The sequence below is a fragment of the Thiohalophilus sp. genome, assembly GCF_046483665.1.
Classification (GTDB): domain Bacteria; phylum Pseudomonadota; class Gammaproteobacteria; order UBA6429; family Thiohalophilaceae; genus Thiohalophilus.
The window spans coordinates 1-17,950 of sequence record NZ_JAWOCR010000017.1 but is presented as its reverse complement, the minus strand read 5'-3'; the positions used below and the strand labels follow the sequence as shown (position 1 = coordinate 17,950).

Sequence of the window (17,950 nt, the reverse complement as noted above, 5' to 3'; positions counted from 1 at the left end):
AGGCAAAGAGCCCGCACCGTTCACGAACATTGTCAGACACGGCCTCTCCGCCCCCCCTGAAATCCGGATTATCCTGTGCTAGGATCGCATATTATTTACGCAATCGGTCTTCTTTCATTCCCGCGCCACAGAGGCTCCTGACGCCCTGCCAGTGTTTGAACGATAGCACCTACCAAGCAATCAACGGAATACCAAGGAATATCTATGCAAATCTCCGAAAACAAGGTCGTCACCATCGACTACACTCTGAAAGACGACGCCGGCAACGTTCTGGATTCATCCCAGGGAGGCCCGGGACTGGCCTATCTGCAAGGTGCCAGCAATATTATCCCCGGCCTGGAAAACGCCCTGGCAGGCAAAAATCAGGGCGAGTCCGTCAATGTCAGCGTGCAGCCGGAAGAAGCCTATGGCCAGCGTGACGACAGCATGATTCAGACTGTCCCCAACGACATGTTCGAAGGTACCGAAGTTCAGGTTGGCGCCCAGTACCAGGCCATGACCCCCGAAGGCCAGCCGCTGACCATCACGGTCATGGAGATCAAGGATGACGGCGTCGTCATCGACGGAAATCATCCGCTGGCGGGCCAGACCCTGCATTTCGATGTGACCATCACCGAGGTCCGTGATGCCACCCAGGAAGAGCTGGACCACGGCCACGTCCACGGTCCGGGCGGCCATGAGCACGAATAAGACGGCCGTTCACGACCATAAAAAGCCGGGCAGTGCCCGGCTTTTTTGTGGCTGTCGGCTGCTCATCATCAGACCGGGAAGTACCGCGGGAGCGACAGGAAGAACCATTGAAGCATTGAAAGCACGCAAAACACCAAAGCCATCGAAAAACTGATCTACCGGCGAAAGTCATACCAGTTTCAGGGCTTTCACAGTGCCCTGTGTTCAGTGGTGATATTTCGACATCTGTATGGGTTGTTCAGGCAGAAACCGGCTGGCTGGCTTTGAGCTCGCGGGCCTGCTGTTTCATCAGATCGACAATCGCATAGACTCCGACGTGGCGATTGGGTGAAAGGTGTTCATCAAGTTTGAGCCTTTCAAAAAACTCATCAACGTCGAGTTCCTGAATCTGGTCCACCGTGCGGTCCTCGACCAGTTGAATCAACAGTGCCAGTACGCCCTTGATAATACTGGTATCGCAGTCACCATGAAAACGAACCAGGTGAGGATCGTCGGGGTTGGGATAGGCATGCACCCAGACCTGGCTCATGCAACCTTTGACCTTGTTGTCCTCGATACGGGCTTCTTCCGGCAAGGGCGGCAGTTTTTCGCCCAGCTCGGTCAGATATTGATAGCGTTGATCCCAGTCACCCAGTAATTCAAAGGTATCGACGATATCGTCCAGCGATGTCATGCAAGCTCCTGCCGGTAAGTTCTGTCAAACGCTGAAGGATTCGCCACAACCGCACATATCCTTGATGTTCGGATTGCGAAACTCAAAACCTTCATTGATCGCGTTGGTTTTCATGTAATCCACTTCGGTTCCGTCGATATTGGCCAGGCTTTTCCTGTCCACCACGACTTTGACCCCATAGCTTTCGAAAACCACGTCATCATCCGTTACTTCATCGGCGTAATCGACGACATAGGCAAAGCCCGTGCAACCGGATTTACGGGTACCCAGACGCAGGCCAATACCGTTACCGCGTTTGCCCAGCATGGACTCAACGTGTTTGGCGGCGCTTTCGGTTAGTTCAATAGCCATACAGATTCCTCCTGCTTACAACATGCCCAGTGTCAAGCGTGCTTCGTCGCTCATGCGATCGATGGTCCACGGCGGATCCCAGACCAGCTCGACTTCAGCATCGCTGACACCTTCAACACTTTTGACCGTGCGTTCCACCTGGCCCGGCATGGATCCGGCCACCGGACAACCCGGTGTGGTCAGGGTCATGGTGACAAAGACCTTGTTGTCCTGATCCACATTCACATTATAGATCAGACCAAGCTCGTAGATGTTCAGCGGAATTTCCGGATCATAGATTGTTTTCAGTGCCTCGATGATGCGTTCTTCCAGCGGCGCGTCACTGTTAACAACAGGCGCATCGCCACCATCATTAGAGTCAGCCTGGGGCTGGAATACAACATGTCTGGCGCTCATGGTGCTACCTCTTCGGTTTGCAACTGTTCGGTTACGACCTGGTCCAGCGTAATGTGCAGTCTCTCATGAACATGCTGGCGCAGCGGCTCGATTTCAATAGTATTGATAATCTCGTCAGCGAACCCGAGACACAGCATCTTCTTCGCTGTGGCAGTCTCAATACCCCGGGAGCGCAGGTAATACACCTGTTCCGCATCCAGCTGGCCCACGGTGGTACCATGGCTGCATTTAACGTCATCGGCGTAGATTTCCAGTTGCGGCTTGGTATCGACCTCGGCACTGCGGGTCAGCATCAGATTGGAATTGTGCAGGTGCGCATCGCTTTTCTGTGCATCTTTGGCCACCACAATCTTGCCATCGAACACGGCACGGCCCTTGCCATACAAAATGCCGCGGAAGTTCTCCTCACTGGCGCAATGGGGTTTGGCGTGATCGATATCCAGATGAAAATCGGTCAGCTGTTTCTCGCCGGCCAGATACAGACCATTCAGTATACAAACAGCCTCTTCATCCTGGAAACGGACTCTGTAATCGGTCCGCGCCCAGGCACCACCCAGCGCCATAGCCGTACCACGATACTTGCTCTTTTTCTGTTGCGAAAGGAACAGACTGCTCAGATGATAGCCCCGTGGGCTTTCATCCTGGACCCGGTGGTGTGTCAGGGAAGCGGATTCGTTCAGAATAATTTCATTCAGCACATTGTTAAAATATACCGAATCACCGGTACTGACAAAACGCTCGACCAGTGTCGCCTGACTGCCGGCCTCCATCACTACCAGGTTACGCGGGTGAGCGATAACGGCGTCTTCCAGGGCCAGACTCAGGTAAAGCACCTCGATCGGCTTGTCGACCTTGACGCCAGGCTCTACATGCACGAAAACTCCATCGTTGATCAATGCAGTATTCAGCGCGGTAAACATATGCTGCTGATGATTGGCTGTCTGACCGAACCAGGTCGCCAGCAGTTCCGGATCCGTGGTTAACGCCGCACGCAGGCTGCCAATACGCACACCATCGGGTAACTCTTCAGTGTTCGACAAATGCGGGACACAGCGACCGTTGGCAAACACCAGCCGATACGAATCCATATCCGGCAGTAACCAGTCTTCCAGATCAACCGCCTGCAATGCGGTAAACTGTTCATTCACTGGCTGGAATTCCTGCCTGAGCAGCCCATCGATACTGGTATAACGCCACTCTTCCTGCTTGCGATAGGGCACTGGCAGGGTATTTATGGCCTGACGGGCCTGCTGCCGGGCGTCATCCAGCCACTTCAGCTTGTCAGTTGCCAGCGCCATCTGGCCGGAGTTGACCAGGTTTTCAAACCATTGACGGGATTTTTCATTGGCTGCACTCATGCCGCCGCGCCCTCCTCAACCCAGCTGTATCCTTTCTCTTCCAGTTCGTGAGCCAGCTCCTTGCCACCGGAACGAACAATCTTGCCATATGCCAGTACATGCACATGATCCGGTTGAATATAATCGAGCAGACGTTGATAGTGAGTTACCAGCACCACAGAACGTTCCGGACTGCGCAGCCCGTTGACGCCTTCGGCGACAATACGCAGCGCATCAATATCCAGACCGGAATCGGTTTCATCCAGCAGGGCCAGCTTCGGTTCCAGCATGGCCATTTGCAAAATCTCATTACGCTTTTTCTCACCGCCGGAGAAACCCACATTGACGCTGCGCTTGAGCAGTTTCTCATTCAGCTTGACCATCCTGGCTTTTTCCTTGATCAGCTGCATGAACTTGACTGAATCGAGTTCGTCTTCGCCGCGTGCACGACGGATGGCGTTCAGGGACTCTTTAAGAAAAACCATGTTATTCACGCCGGGCAGTTCCACCGGATACTGCATGGCCAGGAACACGCCTTTATGGGCCCGTTCTTCGGGCTCCAGTTCCAGCAGGTCTTCGCCCTCATAGATTATCTGGCCTTCGGTCACCTCATAACCGTCGCGGCCGGACAGCACATAGGCCAGCGTGCTTTTACCGGAACCGTTCGGTCCCATGATAGCGTGAACTTCACCGGTGCCGATATCCAGGTTCAGCCCTTTCAAAATGGGCTTGCCATCGACATTGACGTGCAGATTTTTGATCGACAACATTTCGTTATCCTCCAGAACTTGATTGGGTTAACCGACAGCCCCTTCGAGGGTGACGTTGAGGAGTTTTTGCGCTTCGACGGCAAACTCCATGGGTAATTCATTGAAAACTTCCTTGCAGAAACCATTGACGATCATCGACACGGCATCTTCCTCGGACAGGCCACGCTGACGGCAATAGAACAACTGATCCTCGCTGATCTTGGACGTGGTCGCCTCGTGTTCCATCTTGGCGGTCGGATTGCGTACCTCGATATATGGATAGGTGTGCGCCCCGCAGGTGTCACCGATCAACAGCGAGTCACACTGGGTATGATTGCGCGCGTTTTCCGCCTTGGGCGTCATCCTCACCAGACCACGATAGGCATTTTGACCCTGACCGGCCGAGATACCCTTGGAGACGATCGTGCTTTTGGTATCGCGCCCCATGTGAATCATCTTGGTACCGGTATCGGCCTGTTGCCGCCCCCTGGCCACGGCCACCGAGTAAAACTCACCCGTGGACTCGTCACCACGCAAAATACAGCTGGGATATTTCCAGGTAATGGCAGAGCCGGTTTCCACCTGTGTCCAGGAGATATGCGAGCGTTTGCCACGGCAGTCGCCGCGCTTGGTCACAAAGTTATAAATCCCCCCCTTGCCCTGCGCATCTCCCGGATACCAGTTCTGTACTGTGGAGTATTTTATCTTGGCATCATCCAGCGCAATCAGCTCGACCACCGCAGCATGCAGCTGGTTCTCATCGCGCATCGGGGCGGTGCAGCCTTCCAGGTAACTGACGTAGCTGGCCTCCTCTGCCACGATCAGGGTGCGTTCGAACTGGCCGGTGTTGGCTTCGTTGATCCGGAAATAGGTGGACAGCTCCATCGGACAACGCACGCCCTTCGGGATATACACAAAGGTGCCGTCGGAGAAAACCGCCGCATTCATGCAGGCAAAAAAGTTATCCGTATACGGTACCACGGTACCCAGGTACTGCTGAATCAGCTCCGGATAGTCGTGAACGGCTTCGGACATGGAGCAGAAAATGACGCCGGCCTCGGAGAGTTTTTCCCGAAAGGTAGTAGCGACCGAGACACTGTCAAAAACGGCATCGACGGCCACCCCGGCCAGGGCCATCTGCTCTTCCAGCGGGATACCGAGCTTGTTATAGGTTTCGATCAGCTCCGGGTCCACCTCGTCCAGACTCTGGGGGCCCTCGCCCGCTTTTTTCGGCGCGGAATAATAAGAAATGGACTGATAATCGATCGGCGGATAATCCAGATGGGCCCAGCTGGGCTGCTCCAGAGTCAGCCAGTGCTGATAGGCCTTGAGGCGCCATTCCAGCATCCACTGGGGCTCATTTTTTTTGGCCGACAGGGCACGGATGACGTCTTCGCTGAGACCCGGCGGAAACGTATCCGACTCGATCTCGGTGATAAAGCCGTGTTCGTAGCCACGCTTGATGAGTTCATCCACTGTATCGGGTGTTGCCGTCATCCTGGTTAACCTCCGGACTATTTCCGAGTAATTTACTTGGTTTTATACTGGCCTGCTCATGAAATTTCAACGCCTTATCTTGTAAGGTTATTTGTTGAGTATTTTACTTGGTTTTTAACCGGAACGCAGCCTCAAATAAGCGCCAATCTGGAAATATGTGGGCTTTGCATGTCAGTTTAAAGCTGAATCCACCCTGTTCAATGAGGCATACGGCTGCAGTGACTATACGCGGCCCGATATGGGTATCGGCCCGTTGGGTCCCGGACTTCAACCCCGGTCGCGGGGCAAACAACCATTTTACATGGTTATTGCGCACGGTGCGAGTCAAGTAAAATCAAATCCAAAAATCACGAATGCCCCTGAGGACTGCCTGTGACAGGGAGGCTGGCCCGGGTTGACGAGATTATTTCTGCAGCAGGGCCTCGATACGTTGGGTGAGAGCCGGCGCATCAGGGCGCACCTGAGCCGGGTAACTGCCCACCAGTCGTCCCTGGCGATCCAGCAGGTATTTATGAAAATTCCATTGCGGGAACTCCCCGGCAGTCCGTCCCAGCCAGGCATAGAGGGGATCTGCATGGGGCTCACGCACCCGGGTCTTGGCAAACATGGGAAACTCCACACCGTAAGTCAGACGACAGAAGCGGCGTATCTCGGCCTCACTGCCCGGCTCCTGATGAGCAAAATCATTGGAAGGGAACCCCAGCACCACCAGTCCCTGCGAACGATAACGCGCATAGAGCGCTTCCAGCCCTTCATACTGGGGTGTAAAGGCACATTTGCTGGCAGTGTTCACAATCAGCACTACCTTGTGGCGGTAGCGCTCGCAGAGGTTGACGGTTTGTTGTTCATTCAAGGTGCGCAGGCTGAAATCCAGCGAGGCCGGACACTCGCTGGCAATCACCGGCAAGGACAACACCAGCCCCGGCAACAGTAACAAGCTGAGCCAGGCTTTCATTGCCAGCACACTCCGCTTTGCTCACGCTCCGCCTCGGCAATCTGAAGGGGGTTCATCTGCTGCAATACGATATGACGTAAATCGCCGGCATCTTTGTCGCCGGCCTCCAGAGCCCGGGACAGCCAGCGATAGGCGGCCACCAGATCGGGCTCAATGCCCCGCCCTTCCGCATAAATCAGGCCCAGGGCGTACTGGGCATCAATATCGCCGGTTTCGGCCACCTTGCGTATCGACTCCACCAGCTCCGAATCATTGCTGTACAGAACCAGCCGGGAAAGTAAATCAGCGTCCATTTGCACACCTCTTGTATAAGTTTATGTACAACACTCCAATAACAAATAACACACCAAATCCATTTTTTACAGTTATTTAGCATAGTTCAGTTCGATTTCATTGACAACGCGCAAAACATTGTATATGTTTTGTATAACTTTTGTCGAGGTCAAGATGAGCCAATTTTCCAGCCCCACGGATGACGCCTCGCCGGACCGCTATGCTATCAGCACCGTCTCGGCGCTGACCGGTGTCAACAGTGTGACCCTGCGCGCCTGGGAACGGCGATACGGCCTGCTCAATCCCCGGCGCACGCCCAGCGGACACCGTCTCTATTCGGACGAGGACGTCAACCAGATCCGCAGCATCTGTCAGATGCTGGATGAAGGGATTGCGATCAGCCAGGTCGCCCGCGTTATGCAGACCCCGGAGCGTGTCTCGTCCCAGCCAGGCAATGAGCCCTGGCAGCGGTATATCTCCCAGATGCTACTGGCTACCAGTCAATTCAACGAGGCTGTTCTGGAAGACATCTATAACGAGGCCATGGGGCTTTACCCGGTCGAGGTGGTCACCCGCCAGTTGCTGTTACCCCTGTTGCGCGAATTCGGTGATCGCTGGGAGTCGAGCAATTGCGGCATTGCCGAAGAGCATTTTTTCAGTGTCTTCATGCGCAACAAACTGGGCGCCCGCTTTCATCAACGTAACCGCCAGAACAATGGCCCCCGACTGGTAATTGCCTGTATGCCTGACGAACAGCACGAATTTGGTCTGTTATTGCTGGCGCTGTCACTGCACGCGCGCGGCTATCAGCTGATTATGCTCGGCGCCAACATGCCGCTTTCGGAATTACCCCAGGTTGCCGGGCAATCGAAGAGTCAGGGCATTATTCTGTCCGGCTCGGTGGATAGCGGTGACAGCCAGCTCCGGCAAGAGCTGAGCGCCCTTACTCAACAGTGCAGCGAGATCCCGGTGTTCATCGGAGGCCCGATCGCGACCCGGCACAGCGCCGCCATCGAACAAAGCCAGGCAATTTCGCTCGGTGAAGATCTGGGCGCGGGTATGCACAAACTATCCCGATATTTTCCCAACCTCTGAGCAACCCTTATCTGACAGGAGTATTCCTATGTCCCAGGCCGAAAATCTCGCACTCGAACTGACCGAACAGGGTTACATACCGGATCGCCTGATCCGCCACGGTATCCGACGGTTGTTGCGTGAACGTCTGCAGGAGATAGAGGCCGATGATTGTGAGAGTCACACGCGCACACTGATGGCTTTTCTCGAACGAATGCAGCAAGCCGAAGTCGCCCCGCTCGCACACAAAGCCAATGAGCAGCATTATGAGGTGCCGGCCAGTTTCTATACCCGTTCCCTGGGCGAACATCTTAAATACAGTTGCTGTTACTGGCCCGAAGGAACAGAGACGCTGAATGAAGCCGAGTTAGCGGCTCTCGAGCAATCCTGTGAACACGCACGTCTGGATAATCACCAGCAGATACTCGAACTGGGTTGCGGCTGGGGTTCCCTGACACTGTGGATGGCGGGGCATTATCCGCAAAGCCGGATCACTGCTGTGTCGAATTCCAGCTCGCAACGGGATTTTATTTTGCAGCGCGCGGCAGAACGCGGTTTGAATAACATACAGGTCATTACTGCGGACATGAACGAATTTCAGATCGATCAACAATTTGATCGTGTCGTTTCTGTCGAAATGTTCGAACATATGCGCAATTATTCTTTACTATTCGAACGCATCAGCCACTGGCTGAAACCGGATGGCCTGTTTTTCATGCATATTTTCGTACACCGCAGTGTGCCCTATGCGTTTGAAGATAAATCAGATAATGACTGGATGAGCCGCCACTTTTTCAGCGGGGGCATCATGCCCAGCGATGATTTGCCGCTTTATTTTCAACAACACCTGGTTCTGCAGGACCGCTGGCGCTGGGATGGACGTCATTATGAAAAAACGGCCAACGCCTGGCTTGAGCGCATGGACAGTAACAAAGATGCCATGAAAAGGATATTCGCCGACATCTATGGCGAGCAGGATGTGCAGCAATGGTGGATGCGCTGGCGCATGTTCTTCATGGCTTGCGCGGAGTTGTTCGGCTATGACGATGGCCAGCAGTGGTGGGTCAGTCACTACCTGTTCAAGCAGCACTAAGATTATGCCCTACGCCCTGATAAATTTTGTATTGTTCCAGCTTGGCTGGTTCTCCGGCGTGCTGGGGGCAGCCTGGAACCTGTCGCTGTATGGCAGCCTGACCATGTTACTGATCCTGATCAGTCACATGTTTGTCAGTCGCAACCTTCTCAGCGAAATTTTATTAATCCTGTTTGCTGTGGTACTCGGTACCCTCTGGGACAGCTGGTTGCTAATGCAGGGCTGGCTGAGCTTCAACAGCGGTATGTGGTCTGCCTATCTTGCCCCTCACTGGATCATTCTGCTGTGGGCTCTGTTTGCCACCACGATCAACCATTCGCTGGGCTGGTTGAAGCATCGTTATCTGCTGGCGGGCGCACTGGGTGCCATTGCCGGGCCGGCGGCCTATTACGCCGGCGCCCGGTTGGGAGCGGTTGAGCTACTGCAGCCCGAAGCCGCTCTGCTGGCGCTGTCTGTCGGCTGGGCCGCCTGGACTCCCCTGCTGGTTTATGTAGCCAGCCTGCTCGACAGAAGCTCTGGAAAAAATACTCAAAAGGAATTTATCTGATGCTCTCACTATATCTTTATGGTCTGGCGGGAATGCTGACATTGAGTGTTCTCACCTGGCTGTTAAGTCTGTGCATGCGCGATGTCAGCATTGTCGATAGTATCTGGTCACTGATGTTTCTCGCGGCCGCATTTGTATATGCCTTTTTTGTTTCACTGGAAACGCGGGGCTGGCTGGTACTGATACTCGTCAGTCTATGGGCATTACGACTTTCCCTGCACTTGACATGGCGTAACTGGGGAGAGCCGGAAGATCGCCGTTATCAGTCGATCAGGGACAAGTATTCACCAAACTTTGCAGTTAAAAGCCTGTTCATCATTTTCATCTTTCAGATGCTGCTGGCCAGTATAGCCGCCCTGCCCCTGTTGCCAGCCATGGTACAACCCGCGCCACTGAACCTGTTCGATGCAGTGGGTGTGCTGCTATGGGTGATTGGAATGAGTTTCGAGACCATTGGTGACTGGCAACTGACCCGCTTCAAGGCGAATCCGGATAACCGGGGCAAAGTGATGCAATCCGGGTTATGGCGCTATACCCGTCATCCGAATTATTTCGGCGAATGGTGTATCTGGTGGGGCTTCTTCTTTCTGGCAGCGGCTACCGGGGGCTGGTGGACCATCGTCTCCCCGCTATTAATGACATTTTTGTTGTTACGCTTCTCCGGTGTCACTTTGCTAGAACAGGACATCGGCGAACGTCGCCCGGCCTACCGCGACTACATCAGGCAGACCAATGCCTTCTTTCCGGGCCCAAGAAAGACCGGGGAGATAACATGATGAAAAAATTGCTACTGATTGTTGGATTGTCGCTAGCTTTGTCTCCTGCAATTATCCTCGCGAGCACCGGCATGAACAGCGGGGATCGCCAGTGGCATTTCACGGTCTACCTGGATGACAAAGAGATCGGCTATCACCGTTTCAGCATCACTCACGAAGCGGAACAAAAGCGCGTGATTTCCGAGGCCCGCTTTGATGTCAGATTCTGGTTCATCAATGCCTATGAATATCGTCATTACAATCGGGAAACCTGGCGTAATGGTTGCCTGGTCGAGGTGGATTCAGCTACCGATGATAACGGTACACTGAGCCAGGTCAGAGCCCGAAAAAATGATGGTCAATTGATCTTTTCCCAGCCCGGTGACAAATCCCTCGAAGGTTGTGTTCGCAGTTTTGCTTACTGGTCTCCACGATTACTGGATACGCCGCGCCTGCTGAATACTCAGACCGGCGAATATCAGAATGTGGAAATCATTTCTCTGGGTACAGACAGTATTACGATGAGCGATCAAGTACGGCAAGCTAAACGTTATCGCATACGCAACGAAACGTTTGAGATCGACTTGTGGTATTCCGACCAGGACCAGTGGCTGGCACTGGAATCCAGCACAGAAAGCGGTGCCACCCTGCGCTATCGCATCCAGTAACTCCGGAGAAACTGATGAAACTCGGACTGATGCTCCCGACTGTTTTACTGACCCTGACTGTGACGGGCTGTAATAGTTACCCACCGATACGCACCGCGGACAGGGTGGATATCCCTCGTTTTATGGGGGACTGGTATGTGATTGCCAACATACCCACTTTTATCGAAAGAGGCGCCCACAATGCTATTGAGTCCTATTCATTGAATGAGGATGGCACGGTCGCCACCACCTTCAGCTTTCGTAAAGACAGCTTCGAGGGAGAACAAAAGGATTATCACCCGACAGGTTATATCCGTGACAGCGAATCCAATGCCGTATGGGGAATGCAGTTTATCTGGCCCATCAAGGCTGATTACCGGATCATCTACGTGGATGAAGATTACTCGCATACTATTATCGGCCGCCTGAAACGGGATTACGCCTGGATCATGGCTCGCACACCACAGATTAGCGATGCTACCTATAAAAAACTGATTTCGATTTTGCAGCAGGAAGGATATGACACCAGTGAAATACAGCGTGTTCCCCAATCCTGGTCTGAGCCGTCATCGCCCGTCTCCGGGAGTATCCAGGCTGATGAATGATACCAACCAACTGAATACCGCATCCGGCTCGCGCTGGCTGGCCGTGCTGCGCTGGTTCGACAGCGGTCAGACACAACCGGTGACGGAAACTGGCGAACGCCGGATAGACTGGCTGAGAACGATCCCCTTCATCGCACTGCATGTTGCAGTGCTGGGCGTGTTCTGGACCGGGGTCAGTCCGGTTGCGGTGGCTATAGCATTCGCCCTGTATGCCCTGCGCATGTTCGCGATTACGGGTTTTTACCATCGTTATTTCTCGCATCGCGCCTTTAAAACTTCACGTACCACCCAGTTGATATTCGCAGTACTGGGCGCCAGTGCCGTTCAGCGCGGCCCACTGTGGTGGGCGGGACATCATCGGCAACATCATGCCCGTTCCGATCGGCCGCAGGACGTGCACTCACCCCGACAGCAGGGTTTCTGGTGGAGCCATCATGGCTGGTTTCTTTCGCAGACCAATTTTGCCACCCCCGATGAACGGATACGGGATTTCGCCCGCTACCCCGAACTGCGCTTCCTCGATCGGTTCGATGCGCTGGTACCCCTGTTATTGATGGCCGCGCTGTATCTGCTGGGCGAAATGCTGGCCGCGGACGCACCGGGACTGGGAACCGATGGCCTGCAGATGGTGATGTGGGGGTTCGTGATCTCCACCGTGGTTCTCTATCACGTCACATTTACCATCAACTCGGTGGCGCACCGGATTGGCCAGCGTGCCTTCCCTACCGGGGATGATAGCCGGAACAACTGGGTGCTCGCCCTGCTGACGTTTGGCGAAGGCTGGCATAACAATCATCACTACTATCCCGGCTCTGCCCGCCAGGGTTTTCACTGGTGGCAAATCGATCTGACCTATTACCTGCTCAGGCTGTTGGCCTGGACAGGCCTGATCTGGGATCTGCGCCCGGTCCCGCAACGCATCATTCATGGAGCCGACACAATGCCTGTCGGCAGACGACAGACCAGGGAATAAACAGCATGAAAATCGCCATCATAGGTACCGGAATTGCAGGCAATGTTGCGGCCTATCACCTGTCGAAAGAACATGACATCACGGTGTACGAGGCCAATGATTATATCGGCGGCCATACCCATACGCACGAGATTCAATGGCAGGATCATCAGTTTGCAATCGATACCGGGTTCATCGTGTTCAACTACCGGACCTATCCGCAATTCACCCGGCTGTTGAATGAGCTCAATGTGCCGGCGCAGGCCTCAAACATGAGCTTCAGTGTCAAATGCGACAAAACGGGACTGGAATATAACGGCACAACCCTGAACAGCCTGTTCGCCCAACGACGTAATCTGCTGCGCCCGGGTTTCTACCGGATGATCAACGACATTCTGCGCTTCAACCGGGAAGCGCCACAGTTGCTGGAACAACAGGATGAATCACTGAGTCTGGGAGACTATCTGTCGCGCGGCGGCTACCGGCGGGAGTTTATCGAGCACTATATCCTGCCGATGGGCGCGGCGATCTGGTCTTCCACCAGCGAGATGATGCAGGACTTCCCGGCATATTACTTCATCCGCTTTTTCCATAACCATGGAATGCTGAGTGTCAACGACCGGCCCACCTGGTATGTCATAGATGGTGGTTCGAAAGAATATGTTAACAGGCTTATCCAGCCCTATCGCGATCGAATCCGTCTCAACAGTCCGGTCACGTCTGTGCGACGCTTTGCCGACCATGTAGAAGTGACCAGTGCGGGTCAGGCGCCCGAGAACTACGATTATGTATTCATCGCTTCGCACAGCGATCAGGCTCTGGCAATGCTGAAGGACGCCTCTTCAGTGGAACGCAGCGTGCTCGGCGCCATTCCCTACCAGGACAACGAGGCAATTCTGCATACCGATCGGAGCCTGTTGCCGCGGCGTAAACTTGCTTGGGCAGCCTGGAACTATCACCTTCTGCGACAACAGCAAGATCGCGTGGCCGTCACCTATAACATGAACATTCTGCAGGGTATCCGGCACAAAACTCCTTTTTGCGTGACCCTGAATCACACAGCCGCTATTGACGAGCGCAAGATACTCAAACGCCTGTATTACCATCACCCGGTATTTACGCCGGATGCAATCGCCGCCCAGCAGCGCCAGAGTGAGGTCAACGGACCGTTGCGCACCTTCTATTGCGGAGCTTACTGGCGCTACGGCTTTCACGAAGACGGCGTAGTCAGTGCCCTGAACGCTCTCAAACACTTCAAGGAGCATCAGCATGAACAGCTGTATCTATCAAGGGCGAGTTAGACACCGCCGCTTTGCGCCGCATGAACACGCGTTTGGTTACCGCCTGTTCATGCTGTATCTGGATCTGGACGAACTGCCGGGCGTGTTTGACCGCTTCTGGCTGTGGTCAGCCCGGCGCTTTAACCTGGCCTGGTTCCGGCGCGCGGACCATCATGGCGATCCGGCAACACCACTGGCCGATGCCATTCGTGATCGGGTGGAACAGCAGACCGGGCAACGACCCGTCGGTCCGATACGTTTACTGACCCATCTGCGTTATTTTGGTTATGGTTTCAACCCGGTCAGCTTCTATTACTGTTTCGATTCGGAAGATCAGTATGTCGAATACCTGGTGGCGGAGATCAACAACACGCCCTGGGGTGAACAGCACTGTTATGTCCTCTCGGAACAGGACAACCGGGGCAAGCAGCAACACAAGCGCTACCGGTTCGGCAAGAATTTTCACGTTTCGCCCTTTATGCCCATGGATCTGGAATATGACTGGCACTTTTCGACTCCGGGCAAACAGCTTGCCGTGCACATGATCAACCACCAGCAGGACAGCACGCTGTTCGATGCCACGCTCAGACTGGAACGCAAACCACTCAACCACGCCCGGCTGGCCAGGGTTTTGCTCGGTTATCCCTTAATGACTGTGAAGGTGATCATGGCCATCTATTACCAGGCGCTGAAGCTCTGGCTGAAACGGTTCCCCTTTTACCCCCACCCAGACAACAAGGAGACGCCGCACTCGGCGAAATCACGATGAAAGCTTCGATTATACCTCTGAATGCTGAATCCCCTCGCCCTCGCCGACGCTGGCTGGATCAGCTGGCCCGCCGTGGCGTTATGGATCGTCTGGCGCACCTGCAACACGGCAGCCTGACCCTGTACGACGGTGACCGCCAGTACCATTTTGGTGACACGCAGACCGAACTGAAAGTCTCCGTCAGTGTGAAGCATCCGGAATTCTATAGCGACCTGGCTTTCGGGGGCAGTATCGGCGCCGGCGAGGCTTATATGCGTGGCAGCTGGCACTGCAGTGACCTGACCCGACTGGTGCGTCTGTTGCTGCTCAACCGCGAGGTACTGGATGGCATGGATGACAGCCTGTCACGATTGCGAGCCCCCCTCTACAAGGCGTTCCACTGGCTGAACCGCAACACCCGCCAGGGCAGCCGGCAAAACATCCAGGCCCACTACGATCTGGGTAACGATTTTTTCAGGCTGTTTCTGGATGAGAGCATGATGTACTCCTGTGCCATCTATGAAAACTATGACAGCAGCCTGGCCCAGGCCTCCTACGCCAAGCTGGAACGAATCTGCCAGAAGCTGCGGTTGCGCCCCGATGATCATGTGCTGGAGATCGGCACCGGCTGGGGCGGTTTCGCCATCCACGCGGCACGCCACTACGGCTGCCGGGTCACTACGACCACTCTCTCCCGGGAACAATACGAGTATGCCAGAGAGCGCATTAAGAAACTGGGCCTGGAAAACCGTATCGAACTGTTATTGCAGGACTACCGGGATCTGCAAGGGCAATACGATAAACTGGTCTCCATCGAGATGATCGAGGCCATCGGTCATCAATATCAGGATACCTATTTCGCCCAATGCAGTGAGCGGCTCAAGCCCGACGGCGTCATGCTATTGCAGGCAATCACCCTCACCGATCAACGCTATCGCGCGGCACTGCGCTCCGTGGACTTTATCCAACGATATATCTTCCCGGGCAGCTTTATCCCGGCGATATCAAGCATGGCCAGCAGTATTGCCCGCAGCAGCGATATGAAAATCACTCACCTGGAGGACATCGGCCCGCATTACGCCCGGACGCTGGCTGACTGGCGTAGGCGCTTCTTTGACAACCTGGAACAGGTCAAACAACTCGGTTACCCGGAGAGCTTCATCCGTATGTGGGAGTTTTATCTTTGCTACTGCGAGGGCGGCTTCGAAGAGCGCGCCATCGGCGATGTGCAGATATTGTTGAGCAAACCCGCAGCACGCCATGCTGCCATGCTCGGCCGTCTTGAGGAGAATTAGTCACAATGAACTCCAGCCGACCCATTATGTTCTATGACGGCGGTTGCCCGCTGTGCCGGCGCGAAGTCGCGCACTATCGTCGCCTGGATCGTCAGGCCCGTATCCAGTGGACAGATATTCACCAGCATCCCGAACAACTCACCTGCCATGACATTACCCCGCAGGCGGCCATGACCTATTTGCATGTGCGCGGCTCCGGGGGAGAAATTCACCAGGGTGTCGAGGCGTTTCTGGCACTGTGGCAGGAACTGCCTTACTACCGTCATCTGGGACGACTTGTAAAACTACTACGCCTGCAGCGACCGCTGGACTGGGGCTATCGACGTTTCGCCCGCTGGCGCCTGCAGAAACGCTGCGCTGACGGTGTCTGCGTCACGGACAATAAAGAAGACCGGTAAAAAATCGGTTTTTTTGCAGGTTGGTTGCGAGTACCAGGCGGATTTGAATCGCAGACCTTCGGCCCATTAGAGATCCAGCGAGACCGACGAGCGCACAGCGCGTCGGGCTCATCACCCGAAGGCATAAAAAAAGCCCTGATAATCAGGACTTTAATCGGTATTGGGTAGCGGGGAGAGGATTTGGATCGCTGACCTTCGGCCCATCTAGAGAATCAGCGAGTCCGACGAGCGTGTAGCGCGTCGGGCTATCACCCGAAGGCCATAAAAAAAGCCCTGAATATCAGGGCTTTAATCGGAATTTGGTAGCGGGGAGAGGATTTGGATAGCTGACCTTCGGCCCTTATACGATCCAGCGAGTCCGACAAGCGTCTGGCGCGTCGGGCTTATAATCCGAAGGTATAAAAAAGCCGGTATTAACCGGCTTTTGAAAAATATTGGTAGCGGGGAGAGGATTTGAACCTCTGACCTTCGGGTTATGAGCCCGACGAGCTACCAGGCTGCTCCACCCCGCAATCGATGCCGCGTAGTCTAACGACTGGCTCGACGCATTTCAAGAAAAGATGCAAAAGTTGCTGAAAAAAAAGGACTTTCCCCCTTTGAGTGGTCGCCTCCTTATCCGGCGCCCGGGAAGGCGGGCGTCACACTTGACCAGAGCGGATTCTGCAATTCAGGCCGTTGCAAAATGCAGATCAACGGCGATCCCTCGTTGTTGATTACGCTCCAGGTTATTGTTTTCAGGCTGTTTTTAAAGTGGCATGAAAGCTGCTATGAAGGTAACAGACAACAAGATTCACCATAACGAGGATTCATTTTATGCAAAATACACGTCGTCTCTTCCTCAAGGGTACGATGGCAGCCGGGACCCTGGCGGTCGCTGCGGGCGCCAATCTGTTAACCCCGGGTCAGGTGCTGGCAGCCTGGCCGGAAAAAGCCTTCAATGCCGAAAAAATGGATGCCGCACTGGCGGAAATGGAAGGCACCACCGGGCTGGTGGAAAGCGATCGGATTACCGTTAAAACGCCGGATATTGCCGAAAACGGGGCCGTGGTTTCGGTCACCATCAGGACCGATCTGCCCGATGCAGAAAGCATCTCGGTTTATGTGCCTGTCAACGCATTCCCGTTGACGGCGAGCTACGAGCTGACAGAACAATTCGACGGGGAAATTACCGGCCGTATCAAGATGGCCAAAACCTCTGATGTCATCGCCGTGGTCAAGGCTGGCGACAAACTCTACACCGCCAAAAGAGAAGTCAAGGTCACCCTTGGCGGTTGTGGCGGCTAAGTCAGTTTCAGTCCAAACAGAATTTTAAGGAGTTCTCAGCATGGCAAATGACATTAAAATCCGCGCCTGGACCGAAGGCAACAAAGCCAGTGTCAAGGCAATCATCTTTCATCCGATGGAAACCGGTCTGCGCAAGGACAAGAAAACCGGGAAAAAAATTCCTGCACATTACATTACCGAAGTGGTATGCGAACACAACGGCAACATCGTGCTCAAATGCCACTGGGGACCCGGTGTTTCCAAAAACCCCTTCATCTCCTTTGGCTTCAAGGACGCTAAAAGTGGCGATACATTCACCCTCGCCTGGAAAGACAACCAGGGCCAGTCGGCCAGCCAGGAAGCCAGGATCAG

The 17,950-nt window shown here is 54.4% G+C and carries 22 protein-coding genes and 1 tRNA gene; 14 read left to right on the top strand and 9 right to left on the bottom strand.

Annotated elements, in window-relative coordinates:
* Positions 1–204: 204 nt before the first annotated feature.
* Positions 205–690 (top strand): peptidylprolyl isomerase, encoded by a 486-nt coding sequence (locus R6U90_RS04745; protein ID WP_410351525.1) that lies wholly within the window; start codon positions 205–207, stop codon positions 688–690.
* 238 nt (positions 691–928) lie between these two features.
* On the opposite strand, the gene R6U90_RS04740 is transcribed toward R6U90_RS04745, so the two are convergent.
* The 8 genes from R6U90_RS04740 to R6U90_RS04705 form a co-directional block, all read right to left on the bottom strand.
* Positions 929–1,363: a SufE family protein gene (locus R6U90_RS04740; protein WP_410351524.1), complete on the bottom strand. Its 435-nt coding sequence runs from the start codon at positions 1,361–1,363 to the stop codon at positions 929–931.
* Positions 1,364–1,387: 24 nt separating this feature from the next.
* Positions 1,388–1,714, bottom strand: a complete 327-nt coding sequence (locus R6U90_RS04735; RefSeq protein ID WP_410351523.1) for a HesB/IscA family protein — start codon at positions 1,712–1,714, stop codon at positions 1,388–1,390.
* Between the two features lie 15 nt (positions 1,715–1,729).
* Positions 1,730–2,110: an SUF system Fe-S cluster assembly protein gene (locus tag R6U90_RS04730; protein ID WP_410351522.1), complete on the bottom strand. Its 381-nt coding sequence runs from the start codon at positions 2,108–2,110 to the stop codon at positions 1,730–1,732.
* Positions 2,107–3,468: a Fe-S cluster assembly protein SufD gene (sufD, locus tag R6U90_RS04725; RefSeq protein WP_410351521.1), complete on the bottom strand. Its 1,362-nt coding sequence runs from the start codon at positions 3,466–3,468 to the stop codon at positions 2,107–2,109. Before sufD ends, R6U90_RS04730 begins: the two co-directional genes overlap by 4 nt.
* A complete protein-coding gene (gene sufC / locus R6U90_RS04720) occupies positions 3,465–4,217 on the bottom strand; it encodes a Fe-S cluster assembly ATPase SufC (protein ID WP_410351520.1) in 753 nt (250 codons plus the stop codon). The genes sufD and sufC overlap by 4 nt, the downstream gene beginning before the upstream one ends.
* A 27-nt stretch (positions 4,218–4,244) precedes the next feature.
* Positions 4,245–5,693 (bottom strand): Fe-S cluster assembly protein SufB, encoded by a 1,449-nt coding sequence (sufB, locus tag R6U90_RS04715; RefSeq protein ID WP_410351519.1) that lies wholly within the window; start codon positions 5,691–5,693, stop codon positions 4,245–4,247.
* Between the two features lie 403 nt (positions 5,694–6,096).
* Entirely contained in the window at positions 6,097–6,648 is a 552-nt protein-coding gene (locus R6U90_RS04710; protein WP_410351518.1) for a glutathione peroxidase, read from the bottom strand.
* Positions 6,645–6,941, bottom strand: coding sequence for a tetratricopeptide repeat protein (locus tag R6U90_RS04705; protein WP_410351517.1), 297 nt, complete (start codon positions 6,939–6,941; stop codon positions 6,645–6,647). Before R6U90_RS04705 ends, R6U90_RS04710 begins: the two co-directional genes overlap by 4 nt.
* A 154-nt stretch (positions 6,942–7,095) precedes the next feature.
* On the opposite strand from R6U90_RS04705, the gene R6U90_RS04700 reads away from it, so the two are divergent.
* Genes R6U90_RS04700 through R6U90_RS04650 form a run of 11 tightly spaced genes read left to right on the top strand, consistent with a single transcriptional unit; the run spans position 7,096 to position 16,315 of the window.
* Entirely contained in the window at positions 7,096–8,016 is a 921-nt protein-coding gene (locus R6U90_RS04700) for a MerR family transcriptional regulator (protein ID WP_410351516.1), read from the top strand.
* Positions 8,017–8,044: 28 nt separating this feature from the next.
* Positions 8,045–9,088 (top strand): class I SAM-dependent methyltransferase, encoded by a 1,044-nt coding sequence (locus R6U90_RS04695; RefSeq protein WP_410351515.1) that lies wholly within the window; start codon positions 8,045–8,047, stop codon positions 9,086–9,088.
* 4 nt (positions 9,089–9,092) lie between these two features.
* Positions 9,093–9,635 (top strand): DUF2878 domain-containing protein, encoded by a 543-nt coding sequence (locus R6U90_RS04690; RefSeq protein ID WP_410351514.1) that lies wholly within the window; start codon positions 9,093–9,095, stop codon positions 9,633–9,635.
* The gene (locus R6U90_RS04685) at positions 9,635–10,411 is read left to right on the top strand and encodes a DUF1295 domain-containing protein (RefSeq protein WP_410351513.1); all 777 of its coding nucleotides are present in this window, start codon (positions 9,635–9,637) and stop codon (positions 10,409–10,411) included. The genes R6U90_RS04690 and R6U90_RS04685 overlap by 1 nt, the downstream gene beginning before the upstream one ends.
* On the top strand, positions 10,408–11,058 hold the full coding sequence (locus R6U90_RS04680) for a DUF6134 family protein (RefSeq protein ID WP_410351512.1): 651 nt from the start codon (positions 10,408–10,410) through the stop codon (positions 11,056–11,058). The genes R6U90_RS04685 and R6U90_RS04680 overlap by 4 nt, the downstream gene beginning before the upstream one ends.
* Positions 11,059–11,072: 14 nt before the next feature.
* Entirely contained in the window at positions 11,073–11,642 is a 570-nt protein-coding gene (locus R6U90_RS04675) for a lipocalin family protein (protein WP_410351511.1), read from the top strand.
* Positions 11,635–12,615 carry an acyl-CoA desaturase gene (locus tag R6U90_RS04670; RefSeq protein ID WP_410351510.1) on the top strand — a complete coding sequence of 327 codons (981 nt, stop codon included), beginning with the start codon at positions 11,635–11,637 and terminating at the stop codon, positions 12,613–12,615. Before R6U90_RS04675 ends, R6U90_RS04670 begins: the two co-directional genes overlap by 8 nt.
* A gap of 5 nt (positions 12,616–12,620) precedes the next feature.
* Entirely contained in the window at positions 12,621–13,895 is a 1,275-nt protein-coding gene (locus R6U90_RS04665) for an NAD(P)/FAD-dependent oxidoreductase (RefSeq protein ID WP_410351509.1), read from the top strand.
* Positions 13,864–14,643, top strand: a complete 780-nt coding sequence (locus R6U90_RS04660; protein WP_410351508.1) for a DUF1365 domain-containing protein — start codon at positions 13,864–13,866, stop codon at positions 14,641–14,643. Before R6U90_RS04665 ends, R6U90_RS04660 begins: the two co-directional genes overlap by 32 nt.
* Complete coding sequence (locus tag R6U90_RS04655; protein ID WP_410351507.1) at positions 14,640–15,917, top strand: class I SAM-dependent methyltransferase; 1,278 nt, start codon at positions 14,640–14,642, stop codon at positions 15,915–15,917. The genes R6U90_RS04660 and R6U90_RS04655 overlap by 4 nt, the downstream gene beginning before the upstream one ends.
* 5 nt (positions 15,918–15,922) lie before the next feature.
* Positions 15,923–16,315, top strand: coding sequence for a thiol-disulfide oxidoreductase DCC family protein (locus R6U90_RS04650; protein ID WP_410351506.1), 393 nt, complete (start codon positions 15,923–15,925; stop codon positions 16,313–16,315).
* Positions 16,316–16,750: 435 nt separating this feature from the next.
* Here R6U90_RS04650 and R6U90_RS04645 read toward each other — a convergent pair.
* Positions 16,751–16,827, bottom strand: a tRNA-Met gene (locus tag R6U90_RS04645).
* 301 nt (positions 16,828–17,128) lie between these two features.
* On the opposite strand from R6U90_RS04645, the gene soxY reads away from it, so the two are divergent.
* Entirely contained in the window at positions 17,129–17,599 is a 471-nt protein-coding gene (soxY, locus tag R6U90_RS04640) for a thiosulfate oxidation carrier protein SoxY (protein ID WP_410351505.1), read from the top strand.
* A 40-nt stretch (positions 17,600–17,639) separates the two neighbouring features.
* Positions 17,640–17,950: thiosulfate oxidation carrier complex protein SoxZ (soxZ, locus tag R6U90_RS04635; protein WP_410351504.1), on the top strand; the 311-nt coding region annotated here is incomplete at its 3' end.